Here is a 26,703-nt window from a genome sequence, read left to right on the forward strand (position 1 = left end):
CATGCGCGCGACCTTCGCTATTCGCGCCGGTGCCGTGGGCCTCTTGCTGTCGCTGTCGGCGGGCGGCGCCGGCGCCGTCACCCTGCAGCAGGCCTACGAGGCCGCGCTGAGGCACGACCCGCAGTTCCGCATGCGCTTCTACGAAAACGAATCCGGCAAGGAGCTGAGCAAGCTGGGACGCGCGCAGCTGCTGCCGAATATCGCCGGCAGCTTTTCCTACGGCAAGAACGTGGCCGACCAGGAATTCGCGCGCATCGGCGCGGCGCCGGTCGTGACCCATCCCAAATACACCAGCCGCTCAGGCGTGGTGCAGCTGCGCCAGCCGCTGTTCAACCTGGACGCGATCATGCGCTACCGCCAGGGCAAGGTGCAGAGCGCCCAGAGCGGCGAGCTGTACGAGGCCGGCATCGACGAGGTGTCGGTGCGGGTGGTGAGTTCCTACCTGGACGTGCTGTTCGCCCAGGACCAGCTGGCGCTGGCGCGGGTGCAGCGCGACGCCCACCTGGAGCAGCAGAAGGTCAACCAGCGCCTGTTCGAAAAAGGCGAGGGCACCAAGACCGACATGCTGGAAACCCAGGCCCGGCTCGACCTGGCCGAAGCCCAGCTGATCGAATCCCAGGACAACCTGAAGGCCGCGCGCGAGACCCTGGAAGGGGTGATCGGCATGGATCCGGGCGAGCTGGAGCGCCTGGGCGACGATTTTCGCCCGCCGGCCCTGAACCCGTCCTCGTTCGAGGAATGGAGCAAGCTGGCGCTGGCGCGCAACAACCAGCTGGCGGCCGCCCGCCTGGCGGTCGAGAACGCGCGCCTGGACATCGGCCGCAACAAGGCCGGCCACCTGCCGCGCGTCGATTTCGTGGCCGTTTACAGCAAGGCCGACAGCGAAACCCTGAACTTCCTGGGCCAGGAAAACACCAACCGCCAGCTCGGCGTGCAGGTGAATATTCCGATCTATTCCGGCGGCGCCGTCAGCGCCAGCACGCGCCAGGCCGCGGCCAGCTACGGCCGGGCGCAGGCGGAACTGGATTCGCTGACCAACCAGACCCTGGTTGAGTTGCGAAAAGCCCACAGCCTGGTGACCAGCAGCGGACGTAAGATCGACGCCCTGATCAAGGCGGTCGAGTCGGGAAAGCTCCTGATGACCGCCACCGAGCAGAGCATCAAGGGCGGGGTGCGCATCAACCTCGACCTGCTCAACGCCCAGCAGCAGCTGTTCACCAGCCAGCGCGACCTGGCCCAGGCGCGCTACACCTACCTCGTCGGCTTGATGCGCCTGCGCGCGGCGGCCGGCACTCTGGAAAACGACGCGATCCGCGAGATCGCCGCCTACTTCCGCTGATCTTTCCGCATTCTCCGGAAACTCATCCATTGGCCCGTAGGGCGAACCCGGCAGTATCCGGGTTCGCCGTATGGCTGAGTTCTGTCGGTATTTATCTGCAGTTAACTTGCTGCTATCTTTTGGGAAATATCGCTCAAAAGAAAGCATCTCACGCACTCTTCAGTTGTTTGCGCCGCTTTTTTGATGGTTGGAGTAGCATCGGCTCTACCAAACTTAAGGAGGCTCAAAATGGCAGACAGTAATGCAATCGCAGTGCAGAAACTCTATGTGGCCTACTTCGGCCGTCCGGCGGATCCGGGCGGCCTGAATTACTGGTTGAATGCACTGAGCTACAACCCCAACGCCCTGCTCGAGATTTCGCGCCAGTTCGGGCTGTCGCAAGAATACCGCGACGAGTATGCGGGCATGACCAATCGCCAGATCGTCAGCAAGGTCTACGAGAACCTGTTCGCGCGCGAGGCGGACACGGGCGGCTTGAATTACTGGACCGACCTGATGGACCGCGGCGTGATCACGATCGACTACATCGTGACCGACGTGTCGCGAGCGGCGGCCGGCAACAGCGACGGCTTCCTCCTGAACGGCAAGGCCTCGGCGGCGCACACCTTCACCACCCGTCTCGACCAGCCGAACGAAGTCGCGGCCTATGCGGGCGAGGCTGCGATCAATGTCGCGGTCGATTTCGTCACGTCGGTGAAGGATATCCAGAGCGCGGCCGCAGGCAACGACCCGGGCTATGTGGATACCTGGATCACCAAGATGATGTCGCCGCCGACCGGCATGGACGACATCACGATTGTAGGCAGCCCGACCGGTTTCTGACTGACTTAGCTGATTCTGCTTAGCTGTTCCTGAATTCGCACGGACCTGGCGTCCGCGCAAACGTGAAAGAATATTTCAAACGCTGTGCCGCGTTGAAAGAAACTCACGCAAACTGCATCATGCAGCTGCACCTTGCCCGGAGGCCGCTTCTCCCGCGGTCTCCGGCGCGCAATGCGGGCAAGACACTCCCACCACATACTGCGGCGACAATTGCTGGCGCGGCGTCACCACGGCGCGGCAGGCGAAGCATTGGGCGGTTTCGGTCGGTTCCAGCTTGGGATTGAGGGCGGTGCGGTAGTCGAACACGAAGCAGTCGCCCGTGTAGTGGTCGCCGCCGACTTCCTCGAAATACTTCAGGATGCCGCCTTCGAGCTGGTAAACACGGTCGTAGCCGATGTTTTTCATGTGGATCGCCGCTTTTTCGCAGCGGATGCCGCCGGTGCAGAAGGTGACGACGGTCTTGCCGGCCAGCTCATCCTTGTGCTGGGCCGCGACTTCCGGGAATTCGGTGAACTTGTCGATGCGGTAGTCGAGCGTGTTGTTGAAGGTGCCGACATCGACCTCGAAGGCATTGCGGGTTTCCATCATCACCACCGGCACGCCCTCGTCGTCGTGGCCCTGGTCGAGCCAGCGCTTGAGCGTCTGCGGATCGACCGAGGGTGCACGGCCGAGTTCCGGCTTGATCAGGGGCATGCGCATGGTGATGATCTCTTTCTTGATCTTCACCAGCATGCGCTTGTGCGACTGCTCGGCCGACAGGCTTTCCTTCCACTCCAGGTCCGCCAGGCGGGCGTCACTGCGCACCCAGGCCAGGTACTGGTCGATGTGCTCGCGCGTACCCGAGAGGAACATGTTGATGCCTTCCGGGGTCAGCAGCACGGTGCCCTTCAGGCCCAGTTCGTTGCACAGGTCCTGGTATTGCGGACGCAGCTCTTCCAAGTTGTCGAGCGTGACGAATTTGTAGGCGGCGATGTTGACGTACTGGGTGGACATGGCGGATACGCGGTGAAAAGTCAGGGCGATATTATAAGGCAGGGTGGGGTGCATGCCGCTGGGTCAGGGCATTCTTGGTCGGTTGGCGTACTCAGCAAGCAACAATGTTGCTGGATGGTATGCACGCCCGTTGTCGTGTTTATAAGCAACAGCCAGACCCGCGTATTGCTTCATCGCACCGCCCGAGCAAGGTAAAATGTCAGGATGACCTCCCCGATCTTCACCCACCTGCGTGTCCACTCCGAGTACTCCATCGTCGACGGCCTGGTCCGTATTGACGAGCTGGTGGGCGCGGCCGCCAAGGACCAGCAGCCAGCGCTGGCCGTTACCGACCTGGCCAACACGTTCTGCCTGGTGCGCTTCTACAAGGCGGCGCGCGGCAAGGGGATCAAGCCGATCGTCGGGGTCGACGCCTGGATCACCAACGACGACAACCGCGACAAGCCTTTCCGCCTGCTGATCCTGGCCAAGAACCGCACCGGCTACCTGCAGCTGTGCGACCTGCTGTCCAAGGCCTGGCTCACCAACCAGTACAAGGGCAGGGCGGAGATCCGTGTCGAATGGCTCGAAGCCCTGGCCACCAGCGTTTCGACCCTGGAACCGGAGACCCCGCAGCACGACGCCCTGATCGTGCTCTCGGGCGCCCACTTCGGCGACATCGGCCAGGCCATCGACAACGGCGACCTGGCCAAGGCGGAAGCCGCGGCCCAGCGCTGGGCGCGCATCTTCCCCGGCCACTTCTACATCGAGATCCAGCGCGCCGGCCAGCCCAACCAGGAGCAGCAGGTGCGCCACTCGGTGGCGCTGGCCTCGCGCCTCGGCCTGCCGGTGGTGGCCACCCACCCGGTGCAGTTCCTGAGCAAGGACGAATTCATCGCCCACGAAGCGCGCGTCTGCATCGCCGAGGGCGAGATGCTGGCCAACGCCAAGCGCGTGCGCCGCTTCAACGAAGAGATGTGCTTCAAGTCGCAGGAAGAGATGGCGCGCCTGTTCGCCGACCTGCCGGGCGCGCTCGCCAACTCGGTGGAGATCGCCAAGCGCTGCAACGTCACCCTCACCCTGGGCAAGCCGCAGCTGCCGAACTTCCCGACCCCGGGCATGACCATCGACGAATACCTGGTGGCCGAGACCAAGAAGGGCCTGGAGGAGCGCCTGGTGCAGCTCTACCCGGATCCGGTACAGCGCGAGAAGGAGCGCCCCCGCTACGAAGCGCGTCTGGAGTTCGAGAACCAGACGATCATCAACATGAAGTTCCCTGGATACTTCCTGATCGTTGCGGAGTTCATCCAGTGGGGCAAGAACAACGGCGTGCCGATCGGTCCGGGCCGCGGCTCGGGCGCCGGCTCGCTGGTCGCCTACGCGCTCAAGATCACCGACCTCGACCCGCTCAAGTACAACCTGCTGTTCGAACGCTTCCTGAACCCGGAACGCGTCTCGATGCCCGACTTCGACATCGACTTTTGCCAGGAAAAGCGCGAACTGGTGATCCAGCACGTGAAAGACCTGTACGGCCGCGACGCGGTGTCGCAGATCGCGACCTTCGGCACCATGGCGGCCAAGGGCGCGATCCGCGACGTCGGCCGCGTGCTCGATTTCGGCTACAACTTCTGCGACGGCGTCTCCAAGCTGATTCCCTTCAAGCCGGGCAAGCAGGTCTCGATCGCCGAGGCGATCGAAGAGGAACCGCTGCTCAAGGAGCGCCTCGAGAACGAGGAAGAGGTCAAGCAGCTGCTCGAGCTGGCGCAGCAGGTGGAAGGCATCACCCGTAACATCGGCATGCACGCCGGCGGCGTGCTGATCGCCCCCGGCAAGCTGACCGATTTCTGCCCGCTCTACACCCAGTCCGGCGACTCGGGCGTGGTCTCGCAATACGACAAGGACGACGTGGAAGCCGTCGGCCTGGTGAAGTTCGACTTCCTGGGCCTGACCACCCTGACCATCCTCGACCGCGCGGTCAACTACATCCGCGCGCTCGACCCGGCCGACGCCGACTTCAACCTCGAAACCTTGCCGCTCACCGACCGGCCTTCGTACAAGCTGCTCTCCGACGCCAAGACGGTCGCGATCTTCCAGCTTGAATCGCGCGGCATGCAGGGCATGCTGAAGGATGCGCGCCCCGACCGCTTCGAGGACATCATCGCGCTGGTGGCGCTCTACCGCCCGGGCCCGATGGACCTGATTCCCGACTTCTGCAAGCGCAAGCACGGCGAGAAGTTCGACTACCCCGATCCGCGCACCGAGTCCATCCTGTCCGAGACCTACGGCATCATGGTCTACCAGGAGCAGGTGATGCAGATGGCGCAGATCGTGGGCGGCTATTCGCTCGGCGGCGCGGACATGCTGCGCCGCGCGATGGGCAAGAAGAAGGCCGAGGAGATGGCCGAGCACCGCGCGATCTTCCGCGCCGGCGCCGCCAAGGACGGCCTGTCGCAAGAGAAGGCCGACGAGATCTTCGACTTGATGGAGAAGTTCGCGGGCTACGGCTTCAACAAGTCGCACGCCGCCGCCTACGCGCTGCTGTCCTACCACACGGCCTACCTCAAGGTCCATCACACCGCCGCGTTCATGGCAGCCAACATGTCGCTGGCCATGGAAGACACGGACAAGATCAAGATCCTGGTCGAGGACGCGATCGACGTCTGCAAGCTGACCATCCTGCCGCCGGACGTCAACGAATCGCATTTCCGCTTCACCCCGGAAGGCCCGCCGCGCTCCGTCACCGGCAAGCAGGTGGCCAACATCCGCTACGGCCTGGGCGGCGTGAAGGGCGCCGGCCAGGGCGCGATCGAGGCGATCATCGCGGCGCGCGAATCGGGCGGCAGGTTCAAGGACCTGTTCGACTTCTGCAAGCGCGTGGACCGCAAGCAGATCAACCGCCGCACCGTCGAATCCCTCATTCGGGCGGGCGCGATGGACTGCTTCGGCGTCGACCGCGCGGTCTTGCTGGCATCGGTCGGCTTCGCCATCGAAGTGGCGGACCAGGCGGCCGCCTCGGCCAACCAGGTCAGCCTGTTCGGCGGCGACGACAGCGACCTGGTGGCCCCGCCGGAATACGTCAAGGCCACGCCCTGGACCGACCGCCAGAAGCTGGCGGAGGAAAAGATCGCGCTCGGCTACTACCTGTCGGGCCACATGTTCGACTCCTATGCGGCCGAGGTGCGGCGCTTCGCCAAGACCAAGCTCAAGGACCTGGAGCCCTCGCGCGATCCGCGCATGCTGTGCGGCGTGATCACCGGCGTGCGCACCCAGATGACCCAGCGCGGCAAGATCCTGATCGTCTCGCTGGACGACAAGACCGGCGTGGTCGAAGTGACCATCTACAGCGAGCTGTTCGAGGCCAACAAGAACATCTTCAAGGAAGACGAGTTCCTGCTGGTGGTGGGCAAGGTGTCGGAAGACCGCTTCAACGGCGGACTGCGCATCACCGCCGAGAAGGCGTTCGACATCGCGGCCTCGCGCATCCAGTACGGCCACAAGCTGGAGATGGACCTGGCCACCACGGTCAGCCCGGCCAAGATCGCCGAGGTGCTGCAGCCCTACCGCGTGCAGGACGGCTTGCCGGTCAGCCTGCGCATCAGCCCGCAGGGCATCGAATGCGTGATGCAGCTGGGCGACGACTGGCGCGTGGCGCCTTCCGACCAGCTCAAGCATGCGCTCGAGCTCACGCTCGGGGCGAAGGGCGTGGCGGTCGAATACTGATTCGTCCACCGCGCTTGACCGGACGGCGCGCCTGCGGGTGCGCCGTTTGCTTTTTGGTAGTTGCGGATTCGCTACACCGGTGGCACGAATCTCAGCGCCGGCACGTACGTAGCATCCACATTCCATAAATAAAATTGCCGTACTTAAACTTTAGCCATCGAGTTTCCCCGGGCGCGAACGATATATTTACAGGATAAATATGCATCCCGGGTGCCGCGCAGCCGGGACAACCTGGAGGGGAACCGATGAAATTGAGCTTTCGTACCAAACTTTTCCTGCCGCTCGTGCTCAGCTGGCTGTGCCTGCTGACCGTGGTGTCTTTCAACGTCATGCGCGACCGCAGCCTGCGCATGGAAGAGCGCAAGACCCAGCTCGGCAATGCCGGCGAGATGGCGCTCTCGATCGCCAAGGAATTCGGCGCCCTGGCCGCCTCGAAGGCCTTGCCGGAAGACGAAGCCAGGCAGCAGGCGCTGGCCCGCATCAAGGCGCTGCGCTACGGCGAGAGCGGCTACCTGCTGGTCTTCAACGACAAGCAGGTGCTGATGCATCCGATCAAGCCCGAGCTGGTCGGCGCCAGCGTCGACGCGACCAAGGACCAGGAAGGCCGTCAGGTCTACCTGGACGCCCTCAAGGCGGTGCAGGACGGCGGCCGCGGCTTCACGGAATTCGTCTGGCCCAAGCCCGGCAGCACCACGCCCGAACCCAAGCTGGCCTTCAACATCCAGTACCAGCCCTGGAACTGGACCATCATGACCGGCCTGTACGTCGACGACGTGGACGCCGCCTTCCACCGTTCGGTCGCCACCTCGGCCGTGATGCTGGCCGTGATCGGCCTGCTGCTGACCGGCGTCGTGCTGGCGGTGGTGCGCAGCATCGAGCGTTCGGTGGGCGGCGAGCCGGAAGCCGCGGCCGAGGCGGCGCGCCGTATCGCCTCGGGCGACCTGAGCGTGCCGGTGGAGATCCGTCCGGGCGACCAGCACAGCCTGATGTTCGCGATGAAGAGCATGCGCGACGCGCTGGCCGGCATCGTCAGCCAGGTGCGCAGCGGCACCGACACCATCGCCACCGCCTCCTGCCAGATCGCGGCCGGCAACCAGGACTTGTCCTCGCGCACCGAGGAGCAGGCCTCCTCGCTGGAAGAAACCGCGTCCTCGATGGAAGAGCTGACCTCGACCGTCAAGCAGAGCGCGGACAATGCGCGCGAAGCCAACGCGCTGGCGCAGTCGGCGTCCACGGTGGCCGACCGCGGCGGCGAGGTGGTGTCCCAGGTGGTGAACACCATGGCCTCGATCAACGAGTCCTCGAAGAAGGTGGTGGACATCATCGGCGTCATCGACGGCATCGCCTTCCAGACCAACATCCTGGCGCTGAACGCGGCGGTGGAAGCCGCCCGCGCCGGCGAGCAGGGCAGGGGCTTCGCGGTGGTCGCGACCGAGGTGCGCAACCTGGCGCAGCGCTCGGCGGCGGCGGCCAAGGAAATCAAGGCCCTGATCAGCGACTCGGTCGCCAAGGTGGACGACGGCGCGCGCCTGGTCGACCAGGCCGGCACGACCATGAAGGACATCGTCGACAGCGTGCAGCGCGTGACCTCGATCATCGGCGAGATCATGGTGGCGACGCAGGAACAGACCCTGGGGATCGAGCAGATCAACCAGGCGATCGGGCAGATGGACCAGGTGACGCAGCAGAATGCGTCGCTGGTCGAGGAAGCGGCGGCGGCGTCGGAGACCATGCAGCACCAGGCGGCGCAGCTGGCCGAGGTGGTGAGCGTGTTCAAGGTGGGGGATGGGGCGCGGCGTGTTGGGTCGCCTAAAGCGGTGAAGTTGATTGCTGCGTAAGTGGTGCGAAACTTGGGTCCCGGCCTGCGCGGGGACGACGTGCTTATGTACGTGTCCGAAGCCGAGGCTGTAGCCTTCCCGCTCTCTACAACAACGTCGTCCCCGCGCAGGCCGGGACCCAAGTTTGCGTGAACACCGTCAGCGCCTCCTCTTCCCCGGCACAATCTCCGCCACCCTGAACGTGGCCACCAGCAGCCACAATCCCCCCAGCGTCAGCAGCAAGCCCACCCCGGCGCTGGTCACCACCAGCGGATGATTGAAATCCGTCCGCTCCCGGTAATCCATGATGTGCAGCATCCAGAAGAAATCGAACAGCCGCCAGGTGCTGTTCCGGTGCGGCAGCACCTCGCCGGTCTGTTCCGACACGTAGATCGTGGTCGTATCGGCGTCGAGCACGTACACCCGCCACACCCGCCCGCCATGGTCGCGCACCTCCGGCGTCGACACCAGCAGCTGCGGCGCCAGCATCGGCATGTTCCCCTTGTACGAAGCGCGCGCCAGGCGCGCCGCCATGCCGGCGTCGACCCGCACGGGCTTGCCGTCGCGCGCATCCGCCAGCCAGCCGTTCTTCCCCTGCGCCAGCCGGTACACCGGCAGCTGGTCCAGCCAGCCGGTCGCGATCCGGTCCACCGGCCGCTCCTGCACAGCCAGCACCTGGCCCACCGGCAGCGCATCCGCGATCCACGGCCGCACGGCAGGCGCCGGCGCGCGGCTGTTCAGGCCATGCACCTTGTGCATGTCGAGCAGGCTCATGACCAGGCCGCTCGCGACCCATAGCAGGAACTGCAGGCCGATCACCAGGCCCAGCCACTTGTGGGCGATGCGCATCATCCGGGTCATGGCTTCTTCCTCTTGCGCAGCCACAGCACGAGCAGCCACACGCCGCTGAGCGCCATCGCGAACGCGGCGGTGGCGCTGGTGCGCAGCAGTCCGTTGTTGACGTCTTCGCGCTCCTCGTAGTCCATGATGTGCAGCATCCAGACGAAGTCGAACCAGCGCCACAGCGCATGGCGGCGCGTCACCAGTTCGCCGGTATAAGGCGAGTAGTACAGGGTCGTCGCCACCATGTCGTCGAAGTGCACGGCCCACAGCGGGGCCGGGCGGCCGCCGACTTCGCGCGGGGAGGTCGTGAGCCAGTCGATGGCGCGCAGCTCGCCCTCGCCCAGGTAGGCGGCCCTGGCGAGCGCTTCGACCTGGGCGCGGCCGAGGGGCGCGAGCGCGGCGCCGCTGGCGGCATCGGCCAACAGCACCTGCTTGCCCTGCCGGACCTCGACCACTTCGCGCCCGCCCAGCTGCTTGAAGGCGAAACCGCTCATGCCGGGATAGCGCGCCGCCAGCGCGGCCGGATCGATGCGCGGCGCATCGGCAGCCAGGGCGGGACGCCCGCCGCGCGCCAGGTGGTCGCCATGCACGATCTCGATCGGCACCACTACCATGTACAGGCCGCCCAGCACCCAGAGCAGGGCCTGGATGCCGACGACCAGGGACAGCCATTTATGGGTGCGCCGCACCCACAGGGGCAGGCGGGACGCGGCCATCAGGCGGATTCGCCCTGGTGCTCGCGCAGGCCGCGCGTGGCCTGGATGGTCTTGTCGGCGGCGCGCTGCAGGACCACCTTGCGGTTGCTCGATTCCTCGTCGCGTTTGGCCTCGCGGTGCCACAGGTGCAGCACCTCGGTGGCGAGGGCGCCGTCCTTGCGCAGCACGCCGGCATGGAACAGGCGCACCACCAGGTCGGAGTCCTCGTGGCCCCAGCCGACGAAGCTCTCGTCGAAGCCGTTGACCTTCTCCAGGTCGGCGCGCCAGACGGCCAGGTTGCAGCTCTTGATGCGGCGCCAGCTGAATTTGCGGCGGATCCGGCCCAGGTCGGGCCAGCGCAGCATCAGCTGCAGCACCTTGTTCATGTCGCCGCGCAGGCGGTAGCGCAGCTTGTCGAACAAGCCGAGCCCCGGCACGTCGATGTGCTCGGCCAGCACCTGATCGGTGAAGCGCTGGCTGAGCAGGATGCGGCTGCCCGACACCAGGAAGCCTGGCTGCGCCAGTGCGCGGTGGCGCGCGATGAAGTCGCGCTGAGGAATGCAGTCGCCGTCGAGGAAAATGATATAGTCGCCGTTTGCCGCCAGCGTGCCGCGGTTGCGCGCCATGGCGGCGCGGAAGCCTTCGTCGGGCTGCCAGACGTGCTTGAGCGGCACCGGAGCGCGCGCGCGCAGGGCGTCGATGCAGTCCCTCGTGTTGGCACCGGAGCCGTCATCGGCGATAATGATTTCAAAATTCTTGTCGTCCTGTAAAAAACAGGCTTCCACCACCGCCGTGAGGGCGTCCGGCCGGTTGTACGTCGTGATCACGACAGAGATTGTCGGTGCTTGCTGCATGGCTTCCTGAATGAATCGCTCAAGGTGGCAAGAATATCCCACATGAACCTGAATGAACAATAAGCCGATGCAAGCTTGGGCGCCGATGCAGCTGTGGATCGGCTTCCAGGTGTTTCTATTTCCTTTCCTTAGCCTCATCACTCCCTCGGGTATCGGATTTTCCAGCGTCCTGTTCGTGATCACGCTGCTGTTCGTGCCGCGCAGGGCGTGGGCGGCGCTGGCGCCGCACTGGAAGGACGTGCGCTGGGTGGTCGGCGCCTTCTCCTTCCAGCTGGCCCTGGCCACGGTCTTCCTGCTGCGGCCCGAGGCCGACCTGTCCAGCCTCGACAATCCTTCGCGCATGCTGCTGGCCCTGAGCGCGGCCATGCTGGTGCTGCTGGCGCGTCCGCCGCGCGCGGTCCTGTGGTGGGGCGTGATCGGCGGCGCCGTGGCCGCGCTGCCTTTCGTTCTATGGCAGCGCGTCGTCCTGAACATGGACCGGCCAGGCGGGTGGCTGAACCCGATCACCTTCGGCGACCTGGCCATGTGCCTGGCCCTGTTGGCGCTGGCGGCGGCGGTCGATTACCGCCACAGCACCCGCAAGGCCTTGCCGGCCGCCCTGGGCGCGGCGGCCGGACTGGCGGCTTCGATCGCCACCGGCTCGCGCGGCGGCCTGGTCGTACTGCCGCTGGCTGGCCTGCTGTTCCTCAGCTACGCCCAGCTGCTGCACAGCAAGCGCGTGCGTCTGCTGCTGGTGGGCGGCTTCGCCCTGGTCGGCGCGGCCTTCTTCGTTCCGGCCACCGGCATGCAGGATCGCGCCGAGCTGGGCGTCACCGAAGTGCGCACCTGGATGGACGGCGGCAGCGCCTTCAGCAGCCTCGGCATCCGCCTCGAGCTGTGGAAGGGCGCCACCATGCTGATCGCCGAACGCCCGCTCACGGGCCTGGACCCCGTGGCGATGCGCATGGAATTGCGCCGCCATGTGGAGGAGGGCGATCTCGATCCGGCGATCCTGCTGGTGGAACACCTGCATAATGACGCCTTTCAGGCCTTCGCCTCGGGCGGAATATGGGGCTTGCTGGCCTGGGCTGGTATCCTGCTGGCGCCCTTCATGTTCTTTGCGCGCGAGCTGGGACGCGGCATCCGGAAGGGCATGCCGCAGTTCGCGCCGGCGCTGGCCGGCATGCTGGTCGTGCTCTCCTATTTCAGTTTCGGCCTGACGGAAGTGATCTTCTGGTCGCTCAAGGGCTGCACCTTCTACGCGCTGATGATCTTCCTGCTGATGGGCTTCTGCCTGATTGCGAAAGAAAAACGTGAAAACTAGCCTTATCGTGAAACGCCTGCTGGCGGTCCTCAAGCCCTATCAATCGCGCGCCTGGATGTCGCTCCTGGCGATGGCGCTCACCGCCGCCACCCAGCCGCTGCTGGGCAAGGCGCTGGAACTGCTGCTCGACCTGGGCTTCAAGGAAAAGCTCGCATTCAGCCTGTGGTGGATCCCCGGCGTGCTGGTCTCGATCTTCATCCTGCGCGGGATCGGCACCTTCTCGACCGCCTACCTGAACAACTGGGTGCTGTCGCGCGTGCTGAACGACCTGCGCGCCATGGCTTTCGAGCGCGTGCTGCGCCTGCCGGTGGCGCGCTTCCAGGAAGAGACCACGGGCCGCATCATCAACACCGTGGTGAACGACGTGCGCCAGGTGGTGGACATGATCCAGTCGGTGTTCGTGGCCTGCGTGCGTGACGTGCTGGTGGTGATCGGCCTGCTGGGCGCGCTGCTCTACCTGAACTGGAAGCTGACCCTGGTGGCGATCGTGGTGGTGCCGCTGACAGCCGTGATCGTGCGCACCACCACCGGCCGCCTGCGCCGCCTGAACCGCGAAAGCCAGCGCGTCACCGCCGAGATGACCGGCGTGGTGGAAGAGGCCGCGCGCGGCCACCAGGTGATCCGCGTGTTCTCGGGCGAGCGCTACGAGCGCGCCCGCTTCCACGCCCGCAGCGAGGCGCTGCGCGGCTTCGCCCAGCGCATGACGGTGGCCTTCGCGGCCACCACGCCGGTGACCCAGATCGCCACCGCGATGGCGCTGTCGCTGGTGATCGTGCTGGCGATCCGCGCCCAGATGACGGTGGGCGAGTTCACCAACTTCGTGACCATGATGCTGATGCTGCTGACTCCCCTGAAGTCGCTGGCCGAGGTCAACGGCCCGATGCAGCGCGGGATCGCGGCCGCCGAGACGGTGTTCCAGATCATCGATTCGCCGACCGAGCTCGATACCGGCAGCCAGGAACTGGGCCGCGCCAGGGGCCACCTGGTGTTCGAGCGCGTGGCCTTCCGCTATCCCGGCGCGCCCAGCCTGGCGCTCGACGAAGTCTCGCTCGACATCCAGCCCGGCCAGACGGTGGCCCTGGTGGGCATGTCGGGCGGCGGCAAGTCGACCTTCGTCAACCTGGTGACGCGCTTCTACGATCCGGAAGGCGGCCGCCTGCTGCTGGACGGCCTGCCCTACCAGGACATCCGCCTGGCCAGCCTGCGCGCCCAGCTGGCGATGGTGAGCCAGAACGTGGTCCTGTTCGACGACACGCTGGCGGCCAACATCGCCTACGGCGCCGAACAGATCGACGACGAGCGCCTGGCGGCCGCGGTCAAGGCCGCGCACCTGACGGACGTGGTGGCCAAGCTGCCGGAAGGCGTGGAGACGCGCATCGGCGAAAACGGCTCGCGCCTGTCGGGCGGCCAGCGCCAGCGCGTGGCGATCGCACGCGCGATCTACAAGGACGCGCCGATCCTGATCCTGGACGAGGCCACCTCGGCGCTGGACAACGAGTCCGAGCGCGCGGTGCAGGCGGCGCTCGATACCCTGATGGCCGGGCGCACCACGATCGTGATCGCGCACCGCTTGTCGACCATCGAGCGGGCCGACCGCATTGTGGTGATGGAGCATGGGCGGATCGTGGAGCAGGGGACGCACGAGGAGCTGCTGGCGGCCAACGGCATGTATGCGAACCTGTATCGGCTGCAGTTTGCGGCGGTGGAAGAGTCGTGAAATTTGGGTCCCCGCCTGCGCACAAAAAAACCGCGCCTCCCCGAAGGAAGAGCGCGGCAACTTGGCAGAAAGCAATCGTTATCAGCTGGCGTAGTGCGCCGCCTCTCCCGGACGTTCGGCCTCGACTCCGTTGGCCCGCTGTTCCACCGCCTCCATATAGCGCCTGAGCGCATCGTCCAGCGAAGGCAGCAGCAGTCCGCGTTCGCTGCTCAGCGCACTGAACTCCGGGCGCCGTGCGGCATAGCCGCCGGACTCCATCGACACTTCCTCCAGCCGTCCCGCATCGACCCCGGCCGCCGCGCAGGCGCGCCTGGCCAGCTCGGCCCAGCTCAGCGCCTCGGCATTGGTCAGGTGCCAGACGCCGCGTTCGCGGTCGATCAGCAGGTCGAGCGACACGTTCACAAGGTCCGGCACATAGGTCGGCGCCACCACCATGTCGCGCGCCGCCTGGAAGGGCAGGCCGTTGTCGAGCGCGTTCAGCGCCTGGGTGACGAAGTTGTGCTGGTCCCAGGGGCCGAAGAAGGCGCTGGTGCGGATCACCAGGGCCTGCGGATCGGCGTCCAGCACGCGCTGCTCGGCCTCGGCCTTGCTGCGGCCGTAGACGCCCAGCGGGTTGACGGCGTCCGATTCCACATAGGGCTGGCCCTTGGTGCCGTCGAACACCAGGTCGGTCGAGAAGGTCATGAAGCGCAGGCCATGGCGGATGCAGGCCAGCGACAGGATGGTCGGCCCCAGGGTGTTCTCGCGCATGCAGCGCTCGGCATCCTGCTCGGCATCGTCGACGCGCACGTAGCCGCCCGCGTTGATGATGGCCCAGGGCTTGAAGCGCTGGATCGCGCTTTCCACCGAGGCCGGGTCGGTGATGTCCATCTCCTGGCGCGTCAGCACGTGGTAGGCCAGGTTGCGCTTCTCGCAGATGCGCGCGAAGGCCGAGCCCAGGGTGCCGGTGGCGCCCGTGATCAGGATCGGCTGCACGTGGGCCGACTTGAACTGGCTGCGCACGGCCAGGTCGGCCACCGCGGTGCTGGTCGCCACCGGCTTGCACAGGAAGCGTCCCGGACGGCGCCACCAGCCTTCGCCCTGCAGCACCGGATTGCTCAGCGGACGGCCGCTGGACAGTTCGCGCATCAGGGTCGCGACGGCGGTGGCGCGCGGCGTGCCGCCGCGTACGTCGAAGGGGCCAGGTTCGTAATAGCCGCGGCATTCGGTCACCAGGCAGTTCCAGTCGAAGGAGCCGAGCAGGGCCCAGACGGTGACGGCGCGCACGTCGGCGCCCTGGTTGCGCGCCTTGCGGGCCGAGTTCCAGATTTCGACCAGCCAGCGCAGCTGGTCTTCGCGGTTGGCGTCGATGTGGGCCTCGGTGATGGCGATCGGCAGGCCGTAGCGCTCCCAGGTTTCCATCAGCAGCGGCGCGATGCCCGGCGTCGGCGTGGCCAGCGCGCGCGGCGCCTCGATGTCCGCGTGCGGAACGCCCTTGTACACGTGGCGGTGCGTTTCCGGATAGCGCTCCGGGCGGTGGTCGAGCCAGCGTTCGCTGGTGATGTAGTAGTTCACGCCGATGATGTCCGGCGGGCAGGGATTGTCGCGGAACCAGAGCAGTTCTTCCTCGGTCGCGTTCGCTTCCAGCAGGTAGTTCCACAGCTTGTGGTGCTGGTCGACCTTCCCGCACAGCAGGTCCCAGCCCAGCCAGCGGCGTTCGTTGAAGAAGCTGGTGATCTCTTCCATCTCCGGCGTGCCATAGGTCTTGGACAGGTCGTCGGTCTGGACCAGCTTGGCGTCCGGGTTGACGGCGCGGATGGCGCGCATCGACAACACCGTGGCGCGGGTCTGGTTGAGCAGGGCGCGCACGAAGGTCGCCTCGTCGCTGCCGTGCGGGTACCATACGCCCGCCAGGCCCGAGAAGCGCGCCGTGGTGCACGGCTCGTTGACCGGGGTGTAGTACTCGACCCAGGGGTAGCGCCGGGCGACCGCGCCGGCGTACTCGGCGAGCTCGTCGGCGAAAGTCGGATCGACCAGGCTGGTATGGCGTGGTCCGCTGCCGTGGTGGATCAGGCCGACGATGGGCGTGACGCCCAGCTGCTGCAGGGCAGGCAGTCGCTCGTCGGGCCACGACCAGTCGGCCGACTCGATGCCGTCAGGCGCAGTACGCTCCCACAGCACCGGATAGCGGATCGCCTTGATGCCGAGGGAGGCGAAACGTTCGATGTCCTGCAGGCGCTCCGCGTGCCCGTTGCGGTCCATCTGGCTGAAGTAGTTGTCGCGTACACGGTTGACCGTGCATTCAAGTCCGCCCCAGAGCTCCAGCTCGGGGGCTTGGTCCGGCTGTGAAACAATATGTGGATTCATGAGGATCGTCTGCTTTGTGAAAACAGCCTCAAGCCTACTGTCCTGGTTTTGACCCTTATGTGAAATGGCGCACATAAAACCCCCTTTTCGGACAAGTCCTACGTTTTTCGCCCATATCTTGCATTACTGGGCCTAATTTCGGTTAAAACGCATGAGTAGCCTCCAGGCGAACGCGTGCGCCGTCCCGGCGCCGATCGCGCCACAATATCCACAGCCGACAGCGGGAGAATACGATGTACATGGTGTACTGGACCATCGTCGAGGAAGACGGCGGCGAACCTCAGTGCCAGCCTTTCGACACGACCGAGATGGTGGCGGCGATGCAGTTCATGGAAGAGCTGCGCAAGCGCCAGCGCGCGGGGGAGGGGGTGCGCTTCATTACCATGTGTTCGGAGCATCCGGATGTGGTGGGGCATCCAGGCGTGGATGTGACGGGGCCTGACTACAACTGGAAGAAGCGGCGGCGCTAGAACGCTGTTTGCGTGTCCTTCACCGCTAGCCCCAAGACCGTCGTCCCGGCGAAGGCCGGGACCCAAGTTTTGCATGCGTTACGGCTGCTCTACGAACTTGGGTTCCGGCCTTCGCCGGAAGTCGTGGCCGCCAGTGGCGGGCACGACGGTTTTTAGGGTAGCTGAACTAATATCGTTCAGGGCTGTTCGAACGCATCGGTGATCGAGATTACTTCGCCCGTCCCTGTGGCCTCGTAACCAGGCAGCGCCGCCACCAAGCGGTGATACTCCGGCGTCCGCATCAGCTCCAGCAACTGGCGCATGGCCGCTTCCTCCAGCGCATCGCTGCGCAGCGCAAAATAATAGACCTCGCTTACCAATGGAATGAACTCCAGCTTGAACTGTGCCGCCGCTGCGCGCATGCCGAACCCGGCGTCGGCCATGCCGCTGGCGATATAGGCCGCCACCGCCGAGTGGGTGAACTCGGCGCTGTGGAAACCCTGGATCGCGTCGAAGGGCGGGCCGTCCGCCTCCAGCATCATCTCGAGCAGCATGCGGGTGCCGGAGCCGGCCTGGCGGTTGACGAAGCGCACGCCCGGCCGGGCCAGGTCGGCCAGGCCGCGCAGGCCGAGCGGATTGCCGCGCGCCGTGATCAGGCCCTGTTCGCGCCCCGCCACCCGCACCAGGCAATGCTGCTCCGGATCGAGCCAGCGCAGGTACCAGGCCGCGGTCTGGGCCTGGAAGCGTCCCTGTGGAATATGGAAGCCGGCCAGGTCGCACTCGCGCCGCGCCAGCGCCACCACCGCATCGGTGCTGGTGCGGTAGCGCGAATCGATGGGCAGGGCGTCGCGGTCGACGCAGCCCATCAGCGCCGCCACCGCGAAGCCGTGGCTGGCGTCCAGGCGCAGCGGGCGCGCCTTGTCGGCCGTGACGATGCGCGCCAGCTCGACTTCCAGTTCCGAGGCCAGGCTCTGCAGGGTAGGCGAGAGGCGCGCGGCGATGCGGCGGTCGGCCCACACCAGCTTTTGCGCCAGCGGCGTGAGCTGAGTGCCGCGTCCGCGCCCGGTCTGCAGCAGCTGCTGGCCGAACAAGGACTCGGCCGTGCGCAGCAATCCCCACGCATAGCGATAGGACAGCTTCACCGATTTGGCCGCCTGGGCGATCGAGCCGGTGTCCTGGATGGACAGCAGCAAACCGAGCAGGTCGGCGGTGTCCAGCGGCGCCTCTCCCTTCAGGGAGATCTCCCAATGCGGGCGTATATGAACCTTGAGCATATGCTGAAAATAGCCTATTTCTATGCAGAAAACATCATGGTACGCTCCGCAAAATAATAAAAATAGACGAAATAATATGCTCTTTAAAGCATATTCCGATACTTATAAAAACTGGAGACAACATGGCAGGACTACGTTTTCTGGATAAGGAACACACGATCGCAGGACCCGGTTTCAACCGCTGGCTGGTGCCGCCGGCGGCGCTGGCGATCCACCTGTGCATCGGCATGGCCTATGGCTTCTCGGTCTTCTGGCTGCCGCTGTCGAAAGCGGTCGGCATCACCGAATCGCTGGCCTGCCCGGCCGACATGAGCTTCATGGCCGAGATCTTCGCCACCACCTGCGACTGGAAGATCTCGATGCTGGGCTGGATGTTCACGCTGTTCTTCGTCTTCCTCGGCCTGGCCACCGCGCTGTTCGGCGGCTGGCTCGAGCACGCCGGCCCGCGCAAGGCAGGCGTCGTCTCGGCCCTGTGCTGGTGCGGCGGCCTGGTGATTTCAAGCGTGGGCATCTATACCCACCAGATCTGGCTGATGTGGCTGGGCTCGGGCGTGATCGGCGGCATCGGCCTGGGACTGGGCTATATCTCGCCCGTGTCCACCCTCATCAAATGGTTCCCCGACCGCCGCGGCATGGCGACCGGCATGGCGATCATGGGCTTCGGCGGCGGCGCGATGATCGGCGCCCCGCTGGCCGACAAGCTGATGAAGTACTTCGCCACCCCGGCCTCGGTCGGCGTGTGGGAGACCTTCCTGGCCCTGGCCGCGATCTACTTCGTCTTCATGATGGCCGGCGCGCTGGCCTACCGCGTCCCGGCCAGCTCTTGGCGCCCGGAAGGCTGGACCCCGCCGGCAGCCAAAAAAGGCAACACCATGATCACCGCGCGCCACGTGCACGTGGACCGCGTCTGGTCGATCCCGCAGTTCTGGCTGGTGTGGATGGTGCTGTTCCTGAACGTCTCGGCCGGCATCGGCATCCTGGCGATGGCCTCGCCGCTGCTGCAGGAAGTCTTCGGCGGCCGCCTGATCGGCGTGGACGTGGCCTTCAACGACCTCGACGCGGCGCAGAAGGGCCAGATCGCGGCCATCGCCGCCGGCTTCACCGGCCTGCTGTCGCTGTTCAACATCGGCGGCCGCTTCCTGTGGGCGTCGTGCTCGGACTACATCGGCCGCAAGGCGACCTATTTCGTGTTCCTGGTGCTGGGCTTCGTGCTCTACGTGTCGATTCCGTCGCTGGCGCACTCGGGCCAGCTGGCGCTGTTCGTCGCCTTCATCTGCATCATCCTGTCGATGTACGGCGGCGGCTTCTCGACCGTGCCGGCCTACCTGGCCGACCTGTTCGGCACCCAGATGGTGGGCGCGATCCACGGCCGCCTGCTGACCGCCTGGGCCGCCGCCGGCGTGCTCGGTCCGATCCTGATCGGCTACATCCGCGAATACCAGATCGCCCAGGGCGTGCCCAAGGCGCAGGCGTATGATGTGACGATGTACGTGCTGGCCGCGCTGGTGGGCCTGGGCGTGCTGTGCAACCTGATGGTGCGCCCGATCGCCGACAAGCACTTCATGACCGACGACGAGCTGGCCCGCGAGAAGCGCCTGGCGAGCGAGCGCGATATCACCGCCTCGTCGGGACGCGGCGGCGCGGCTGTCGCCACCGGCGGCGTCAACCCGGCCGTGGCCATGTTCGCCTGGGCCGCAGTCGGCATTCCGCTGCTGATGGGCGTGTGGATCACGCTGCAGAAGGCAGTGGTGCTGTTCAAGTAACAAGGACGGGCGCGGGCGGTTCCATCGTCCGCGCCTTCACCAATCGACCACGTTGGGACCCATCATGAACCACCCCATCATCCCGATCGCCGTCTCCGGCGCAAGCCGCCAGCGCAAGCGCGAGGCCCCGAAGGGCCGCCGCGTCGAGCCGCAGGCGCTGGCCGAGGTGCGGGCGCTGCTCGGCGCGGAGTCGCGCCAGCGCGACCTGCTCATCGAGCACCTGCACAAGATCCAAGACCGCTACGGCTGCCTGTCCAGCAGCCATCTCGCCGCGCTGGCGCAGGAGATGGGGCTGGCCCAGACCGAGGTCTACGAGGTCGCCACCTTCTACCACCACTTCGACGTGGTCAAGGAAGGGCAGGCGGCCCCAGCTTCCTTGAGCGTCCGCGTCTGCGCCGGCCTGTCCTGCGAGATGGCGGGCGCCCGGGAATTGCTGGCGAAGCTGCCTGGACTGCTGGGCCGTGAGGTGAGGGTGTTGGAAGCACCCTGCGTCGGCCGCTGCGAGCAGGCGCCGGTGGCCGTGGTCGGCCAGCTGGCGGTGCCGCAGGCGAGCGCCGAAACGGTGCTGGCCAAGGTGGCATCCGGCTCGACCATTGATGCTGTCGCCGATTACACCGATTACGCCGGCTACCGCGCCGAAGGCGGCTACCAGCTGCTGCGCGCCTGCGTGGCCGGCGAACACGAAGTCGAACAGGTCATCTCGACCCTGGAAACCTCGGGCCTGCGCGGCCTGGGCGGCGCAGGCTTCCCGCTGGGCCGTAAATGGCGCATCGTGCGTGCCGAAGCGGGTCCGCGCCTGATGGCCATCAATATCGACGAAGGCGAACCGGGCACCTTCAAGGACCGCGTCTACCTCGAGCGCGACCCGCACCGTTTCCTGGAAGGCGCGCTGATCGCCGCCTGGGCGGTGGGCATCGAGGCCATCTATATCTACCTGCGCGACGAATACCACGGCTGCCGCGCCATGCTGGAGGCCGAGCTGGAAAAGCTGCGCCTCGATCCGCCGGTGCAGGGCATGCCGCCGATCATTCTCCGCCGCGGCGCCGGCGCCTACATCTGCGGCGAAGAGTCGGCCATGATCGAGTCGATCGAGGGCAAGCGCGGCATGCCGCGCCTGCGCCCGCCCTATGTGGCTCAGGTGGGCCTGTTCGGCCGCCCGACGCTGGAACACAACTTCGAATCGCTGCACTGGGTGCGCGAGATCCTGGAGCGCGGCGGCGAATGGTTCGCCAGCCACGGGCGCAACGGCCGCCGCGGCCTGCGCTCGTTCTCGGTCTCCGGCCGGGTGCGCAACCCCGGCGTGAAGCTGGCCCCGGCCGGCATCACGATCCGCGAACTGATCGATGAATACTGCGGCGGCATGCAGGACGGCCAGGACTTCTACGCCTACCTGCCGGGCGGCGCCTCGGGCGGCATCCTGCCGGCCTCGATGGGCGACATCCCGCTCGACTTCGACACCCTGCAGCCCTACGGCTGCTTCATCGGATCGGCCGCCGTGGTTGTGCTGTCGGACCGCGACAGCGCAGTCGCGGCCGCGCGCAACACGCTGGCCTTCTTCAAGGACGAGTCCTGCGGCCAGTGCACCCCTTGCCGCAACGGCACCGCCAAGGCGCTCGACCTGATCCGCCAGCCGCAATGGGATGTGCCGTTGCTGGGCGAGCTGTCGCAAGTGATGCGCGACGCGTCCATTTGCGGCCTGGGCCAGGCCGCGCCGAATCCTTTCGACTGCGTCATCAAATACTTCCCGCACGAATTGGGGCAAAAATGAACGCCATCATCCGAACCGTATCCTTCGAACTGAACGGCCGCACCGTCGAGGCGCTGCCCCACGAGACCCTGATCGAAGTCGCCGCACGCGAGGGTGTCGAAGTCCCGCGCCTGTGCTACAAGGAGGGCATGGAAGCTGTCGGCAACTGCCGCTCCTGCATGGTCGAGATCATTGGTGAGCGCGTGCTGGCGCCTTCCTGCTGCCGCCATCCCAGCAACGGCATGAAGGTCACCACCGACAGCCCGCGCGCCGTGGCCGCCCAGAAGATGGTGCTGGAATTGCTGCTGGCCGACATGCCGGAAGCGGAATACACGCGCAAGAACGAAGTCGACCTGTGGGCGGACAAGCTCGGCGTCGGCAAGCCGCGCTTTGCGCCCACGCGCGCGCAGCCGCAGATGGACGCCACCCACGCCGCCATCACCGTCAACCTGGACGCCTGCATCCAGTGCACGCGCTGCCTGCGCGCCTGCCGCGACGAACAGGTCAACGACGTGATCGGCCTGGCCTTCCGCGGCGAGGGCGCCAAGATCGTGTTCGACCAGGACGACCCGCTTGGAGCAAGCACCTGCGTGGCCTGCGGCGAGTGCGTGCAGGCCTGCCCGACCGGCGCCCTGATGCCGGCGCGCGAAGTGGCGCTGCACATCCCCGACAAGCAGGTCGACTCGGTCTGCCCGTATTGCGGCGTCGGCTGCCAGCTGACCTACAACGTCAAGGACAACAAGATTCTCTACGTCGAAGGACGCGACGGCCCGGCCAACCATGGCCGCCTGTGCGTCAAGGGCCGCTACGGCTTCGACTACGCGCACCACCCGCACCGCTTGACCAAGCCGCTGATCCGCCGCGCAGGCGTGCCCAAGACGGGCGACTTCACGATGGACCCGGACCGCGTCATGGAAGTGTTCCGCGAAGCGAGCTGGGAAGAGGCATTGGAGCTGGCCGGCGGCAAGCTGGCGGCGATCCGCGACCAGCACGGCGGCGCCGCGCTGGCCGGTTTCGGTTCGGCCAAGGGCAGCAATGAGGAAGCCTATTTGTTCCAGAAGCTGGTGCGCACCGGATTCAAGACCAACAACGTCGACCACTGCACCCGCCTGTGCCACGCCTCCTCGGTGTCGGCCCTACTGGAGGGCATCGGCTCGGGCGCGGTCTCCAACCCGGTGATGGACGTGACCCGCGCCGAGGTGATCGTGATCATCGGCGCCAACCCGACCGTCAACCACCCCGTGGCCGCCACCTGGATCAAGAATGCGGTCCGTACCGGCGCCAAGCTGATCGTGCTCGATCCGCGCCGCTCGGAGCTGGCGCGCCACGCCCACCGCTACCTGCAATTCAAGCCCGACACCGACGTGGCCCTGCTGAACGCGATGATGCACGTGATCGTCACCGAGGGCCTGGTCGACAAGGACTTCATCGCCAGCCGCACCATCGGCTACGAAGAGCTGGAACAGAACGTCGCCGAGTACAGCCCGGAAGCGATGGCGCCGATCTGCGGCATCGACGCCGACACCATCCGCTATGTGGCGCGCCTGTACGCCACCTCGAAAGGCTCGATGATCCTGTGGGGCATGGGCGTGTCCCAGCACGTGCACGGCACCGACAATGCGCGCTGCCTGATCGCGCTGAGCTTGATGACGGGCCAGATCGGCCGTCCCGGCACCGGCCTGCATCCGCTGCGCGGCCAGAACAACGTGCAGGGCGCCTCCGACGCCGGCCTGATCCCGATGATGCTGCCGGACTACCAGCGCGTCGACAACCCGGCCGCGCGCGCGAAGTTCGAGCAGGCCTGGGGCGCCACCCTGGACCCGAAACCGGGCCTGACCGTGGTCGAGATCATGGATGCGATCGATGCCGGCCAGATCCGCGGCATGTACATCATGGGCGAGAACCCGGCCATGTCCGACCCCGACGCCAACCACGCCCGCGCCGCCCTGGCCGCGCTCGAGCACCTGGTGGTGCAGGACATCTTCCTGACCGAGACCGCCTACCTGGCCGACGTGATCCTGCCGGCGTCCGCCTTCCCGGAAAAGACCGGCACCTTCACCAACACCGACCGCCTGGTCCAGCTGGGCCGCCAGGCGATCCTGCCGCCGGGCGAGGCCAAGCAGGACCTGTGGATCATCCAGCAGATGGCGAACCGCCTGGGCCTGCCGTGGAACTACGGCCACGTGGCCGAGGTGTTCGACGAGATGCGCAAGACCATGGCCAGCATCGGCGGCATCACCTGGGAACGCCTGGAGCGCAACGGCGCGGTGGTCTACCCCTGCATGAACGAGGGCGACGTCGGCCAGCCGGTGGTGTTCACCGAACTGTTCCCGCGCGAGGGCGGCAAGGCGCGCTTCGTCCCGGCCGACATCATCCCGGCCGACGAACGCCCGGACACCGAGTACCCGCTGGTCCTGATCACCGGCCGCCAGCTCGAGCACTGGCACACCGGCAGCATGACCCGCCGCGCGACGGTGCTGGATGCGATCGAACCCGATCCGGTGGCCCTGGTGCACCCGCTCGACCTGGAGCGCATGGGCATCCAGCCGGGCCAGCCGATCACGATCACCTCGCGCCGCGGCGAAGTGGTGCTGTACGCGCGGGCCGACGACAGCTCGCCGGTGGGCGCCATCTTCGTGCCGTTCTGCTACTACGAAGCAGCCATCAACCGCCTGACCAATGCCGCGCTCGACCCCTTCGGAAAGATTCCGGAATTCAAGTATTGCGCGATCAAGGTCACGCCTGGCGGGGAGGTGGCGCCACAGGGGAGCTACGGTGGCGGCCAAATCCTGGCCGGCATGGCACAATTGGCAACATGAACTGTCCCGACCTGCCACGCTACCGTCCGCAGTTGTCCAGCGCCCGCGCCGTCCTGACCCAGGAAGTGCTGGCGGTGGACGAGCGCGGCCGCCGCTCGACGATCTCGATCCCGGCCGAGCGGCCGCTGACCGTGTACGTCGACAAGCGCGAGCTGGTCACCCTAATGACCCTGGGCGGCGCCCCCGAGGCGCTGACCCTGGGCTACCTGCGCAACCAGCGCCTGGTGCGCTCGATCGAGGACATCGTCTCGATCCAGGTCGACTGGGAAGTGGACTCCGTGGCCGTGGTCACCCGCAGCGGCATCGCGGACGTGGAGGAGCGCACCGCGAAAAAGGTCGTCACCACCGGCTGCGGCCAGGGCTCCGTGTTCGGCGGCCTGATGGATGAAGTCGACCAGATCTCGCTGCCGGAGGACGCGCGCCTGCCGCAATCGGTGGTCTACCGCATCGTCGAGACCATCCGCACCCAGCAGTCGATCTACAAGCAGGCCGGCTCGGTGCACGGCTGCGCGCTGTTCTCGAACGAGGGCGAGCTGCTGTACTTCGTGGAAGACGTCGGCCGCCATAATGCGGTGGACGCCATCGCCGGCCTGATGTGGCTGGAGGGCATGCGCGGCGAGGACAAGGTGTTCTACACCACCGGCCGCCTGACTTCCGAGATGGTCATCAAGGGCGCCCAGATGGGGATTCCCTTCCTGCTGTCGCGCTCCGGCACCACCCAGATGGGGCATATGGTGGCCGAGCGGGTCGGCATGTCGCTGCTGGCGCGCTGCACCGGCAAGCATTTCCTGCTGCTGGCGGGGCACGATCGCCTGGTGTTCGAACCCGACCTGCTCGAACCCCTGGGCGCGCCGCGGCAAGTCTGATGTCCCTGCTGGACGCCATCTCGCACGCCTTCGCGCTGCTGTTCAGCGGCGACGCCGCGCTGTGGCGCATCGTCTGGGTCTCGGTGAAAACCAGTCTGCTCGGCCTGCTGCTGGCGACGCCGCCCGCGGTGCTGCTCGGCTACGCCATCGCCATGCACCGCTTCCGTGGCCGGCGCGTGGCGATCTGGCTGGCCCAGGCGGCGCTGTCCCTGCCCACGGTCCTGATCGGCCTGCTGCTGTATTTGATGCTGTCGCGCCGCGGCCCGCTGGGCGGACTCGAATGGCTGTTCAGCCAGACCGGCATCGTGGCGGGCCAGTTCGTGATCGGCCTGCCGGTGCTGCTGGCCTTCACCCTGGCGGCGGTGCAGGCGCTCGACCCGCGCTATGCCGAGACAGCCATCGCCCACGGCGCCTCGCGCCTGCGCGTGATGCTCACCGTGCTGCACGAGGCGCGCTATGGCGTGATGGCGGCCGTGATCAGCGGCTTCGGCCGGGTGATCTCGGAAGTCGGCTGCGCCCTCATGATCGGCGGGAATATCGAAGGCGAGACGCGCACCATCACCACCGCGATTGCGCTGGAAACCAGCAAGGGCGAGTTCGCGCAGGGGATTGCGCTGGGCATCGTGCTGGTCACCTTGGCGCTCCTGATGAACGGCGCGCTGGTGCTGCTGCAGGGCGAGGCGCGCATGCCGGGAGTCCGGGCATGAGCGCGCTGCTCACCGTGCGCGGCCTGCGCCGCCAGCATGGCGGCCGGGTGCTGTTCGAGATCGACCAGCTCACTATCGACACCGCCAGCGCCTACGTGCTGACCGGCGTGAACGGCGCCGGCAAGAGCACCTTGCTTCGCATGCTGGCGGGGCTGGAACGCTGCGACGCCTGCACGGTCGAAGTCGACGGACGCACCCTGCCGCTGTATCCGTATCCGAAGGAGCTGCGGCGGGCGATCGTCTACGTGCACCAGCATCCGATCATGTTCTCGACCAGCGTCGGCCATAACATCGCCTACGGCCTGCAGGCGCGCGGCGAAGACCGGAGCAAGGTGCGCGGCCTGGTCGAGGAAGCGATGCGCTGGGCCGGCGTGGAGCACCTGCGCGACACCGACCCCAACCGCCTGTCGGGTGGAGAAAAGCAGCGCGTGGCGCTGGCGCGCGCCCGCGTGCTGCAACCGCGCCTGCTGCTGCTGGACGAGCCGACCGCCAACCTGGACGGCCAGGCGCGCGAGCAGGTGATCGCCCTGATTCCGACCCTGCTGCACGCGGGCGGCAGCGTGGTGATGGCTTGCCACGACCGCGACCTGATCGGCCTGCCCGGCGTGCGCCGCCTCAAGCTGCGCGAAGGCCGGCTCGAGCATCGATAA

Annotated in this window: 19 protein-coding genes; 13 read left to right on the forward strand and 6 right to left on the reverse strand. The window is 66.5% G+C overall.

Translation table 11 applies throughout. The annotated features are described in order from the left end of the window. Window position 1: 1 nt before the first annotated feature. Both J8847_RS10450 and J8847_RS10455 read left to right on the forward strand, forming a co-directional pair. Window positions 2-1,339, forward strand: a complete 1,338-nt coding sequence (locus tag J8847_RS10450) for a TolC family outer membrane protein (protein WP_211524634.1) — start codon at window positions 2-4, stop codon at window positions 1,337-1,339. A gap of 228 nt (window positions 1,340-1,567) precedes the next feature. Beyond that, window positions 1,568-2,161, forward strand: coding sequence for a DUF4214 domain-containing protein (locus J8847_RS10455; protein WP_211524635.1), 594 nt, complete (start codon window positions 1,568-1,570; stop codon window positions 2,159-2,161). Between the two features lie 117 nt (window positions 2,162-2,278). Here J8847_RS10455 and J8847_RS10460 read toward each other — a convergent pair whose 3' ends face one another. Beyond that, window positions 2,279-3,154, reverse strand: coding sequence for a sulfurtransferase (locus J8847_RS10460; protein WP_211524636.1), 876 nt, complete (start codon window positions 3,152-3,154; stop codon window positions 2,279-2,281). Between the two features lie 204 nt (window positions 3,155-3,358). On the opposite strand from J8847_RS10460, the gene dnaE reads away from it, so the two are divergent. Continuing rightward, window positions 3,359-6,853, forward strand: a complete 3,495-nt coding sequence (gene dnaE / locus J8847_RS10465; protein ID WP_211524637.1) for a DNA polymerase III subunit alpha — start codon at window positions 3,359-3,361, stop codon at window positions 6,851-6,853. Window positions 6,854-7,098: 245 nt separating this feature from the next. Beyond that, window positions 7,099-8,691 (forward strand): methyl-accepting chemotaxis protein, encoded by a 1,593-nt coding sequence (locus J8847_RS10470; protein WP_211524638.1) that lies wholly within the window; start codon window positions 7,099-7,101, stop codon window positions 8,689-8,691. 138 nt (window positions 8,692-8,829) lie between these two features. On the opposite strand, the gene J8847_RS10475 is transcribed toward J8847_RS10470, so the two are convergent. Genes J8847_RS10475 through J8847_RS10485 form a run of 3 tightly spaced genes read right to left on the reverse strand, consistent with a single transcriptional unit; the run spans window position 8,830 to window position 11,062 of the window. Continuing rightward, window positions 8,830-9,531, reverse strand: a complete 702-nt coding sequence (locus tag J8847_RS10475; RefSeq protein ID WP_211524639.1) for a PepSY domain-containing protein — start codon at window positions 9,529-9,531, stop codon at window positions 8,830-8,832. Further along, entirely contained in the window at window positions 9,528-10,229 is a 702-nt protein-coding gene (locus J8847_RS10480) for a PepSY domain-containing protein (RefSeq protein WP_211524640.1), read from the reverse strand. Before J8847_RS10480 ends, J8847_RS10475 begins: the two co-directional genes overlap by 4 nt. Next, a complete protein-coding gene (locus J8847_RS10485) occupies window positions 10,229-11,062 on the reverse strand; it encodes a glycosyltransferase family 2 protein (RefSeq protein ID WP_211524641.1) in 834 nt (277 codons plus the stop codon). The genes J8847_RS10480 and J8847_RS10485 overlap by 1 nt, the downstream gene beginning before the upstream one ends. Before the next feature lie 52 nt (window positions 11,063-11,114). Here J8847_RS10485 and J8847_RS10490 point away from each other — a divergent pair, with 52 nt between their 5' ends. Continuing rightward, on the forward strand, window positions 11,115-12,365 hold the full coding sequence (locus J8847_RS10490) for an O-antigen ligase (protein WP_211524642.1): 1,251 nt from the start codon (window positions 11,115-11,117) through the stop codon (window positions 12,363-12,365). After that, window positions 12,355-14,082 (forward strand): lipid A export permease/ATP-binding protein MsbA, encoded by a 1,728-nt coding sequence (gene msbA, locus J8847_RS10495; RefSeq protein ID WP_211524643.1) that lies wholly within the window; start codon window positions 12,355-12,357, stop codon window positions 14,080-14,082. Before J8847_RS10490 ends, msbA begins: the two co-directional genes overlap by 11 nt. Window positions 14,083-14,163: 81 nt before the next feature. Here msbA and J8847_RS10500 read toward each other — a convergent pair whose 3' ends face one another. Next, window positions 14,164-16,428: a family 1 glycosylhydrolase gene (locus J8847_RS10500; protein ID WP_211524644.1), complete on the reverse strand. Its 2,265-nt coding sequence runs from the start codon at window positions 16,426-16,428 to the stop codon at window positions 14,164-14,166. A gap of 233 nt (window positions 16,429-16,661) precedes the next feature. Between J8847_RS10500 and J8847_RS10505 the strand changes: the two genes are divergently transcribed. Continuing rightward, a complete protein-coding gene (locus J8847_RS10505) occupies window positions 16,662-16,898 on the forward strand; it encodes a hypothetical protein (protein ID WP_211524645.1) in 237 nt (78 codons plus the stop codon). A 176-nt stretch (window positions 16,899-17,074) separates the two neighbouring features. Here J8847_RS10505 and J8847_RS10510 read toward each other — a convergent pair whose 3' ends face one another. Next, a complete protein-coding gene (locus J8847_RS10510; protein WP_211524646.1) occupies window positions 17,075-18,151 on the reverse strand; it encodes a substrate-binding domain-containing protein in 1,077 nt (358 codons plus the stop codon). A 122-nt stretch (window positions 18,152-18,273) separates the two neighbouring features. Here J8847_RS10510 and J8847_RS10515 point away from each other — a divergent pair, with 122 nt between their 5' ends. The 6 genes from J8847_RS10515 (at window position 18,274) to J8847_RS10540 (ending at window position 26,703) form a co-directional block, all read left to right on the forward strand. After that, entirely contained in the window at window positions 18,274-19,914 is a 1,641-nt protein-coding gene (locus tag J8847_RS10515) for an OFA family MFS transporter (RefSeq protein ID WP_211524647.1), read from the forward strand. Between the two features lie 64 nt (window positions 19,915-19,978). Continuing rightward, entirely contained in the window at window positions 19,979-21,682 is a 1,704-nt protein-coding gene (locus tag J8847_RS10520; protein ID WP_211524648.1) for an NAD(P)H-dependent oxidoreductase subunit E, read from the forward strand. Beyond that, window positions 21,679-24,480: a formate dehydrogenase subunit alpha gene (gene fdhF / locus J8847_RS10525; RefSeq protein WP_211524649.1), complete on the forward strand. Its 2,802-nt coding sequence runs from the start codon at window positions 21,679-21,681 to the stop codon at window positions 24,478-24,480. The genes J8847_RS10520 and fdhF overlap by 4 nt, the downstream gene beginning before the upstream one ends. Beyond that, the gene (locus J8847_RS10530) at window positions 24,477-25,346 is read left to right on the forward strand and encodes a formate dehydrogenase accessory sulfurtransferase FdhD (RefSeq protein WP_229429694.1); all 870 of its coding nucleotides are present in this window, start codon (window positions 24,477-24,479) and stop codon (window positions 25,344-25,346) included. The genes fdhF and J8847_RS10530 overlap by 4 nt, the downstream gene beginning before the upstream one ends. After that, the gene (locus J8847_RS10535; protein WP_211524650.1) at window positions 25,346-26,053 is read left to right on the forward strand and encodes an ABC transporter permease; all 708 of its coding nucleotides are present in this window, start codon (window positions 25,346-25,348) and stop codon (window positions 26,051-26,053) included. The genes J8847_RS10530 and J8847_RS10535 overlap by 1 nt, the downstream gene beginning before the upstream one ends. After that, entirely contained in the window at window positions 26,050-26,703 is a 654-nt protein-coding gene (locus tag J8847_RS10540; RefSeq protein WP_211524651.1) for an energy-coupling factor ABC transporter ATP-binding protein, read from the forward strand. Before J8847_RS10535 ends, J8847_RS10540 begins: the two co-directional genes overlap by 4 nt.

The sequence above is a fragment of the Massilia sp. AB1 genome, from assembly GCF_018119385.1.
Lineage (GTDB): Bacteria > Pseudomonadota > Gammaproteobacteria > Burkholderiales > Burkholderiaceae_D > Telluria.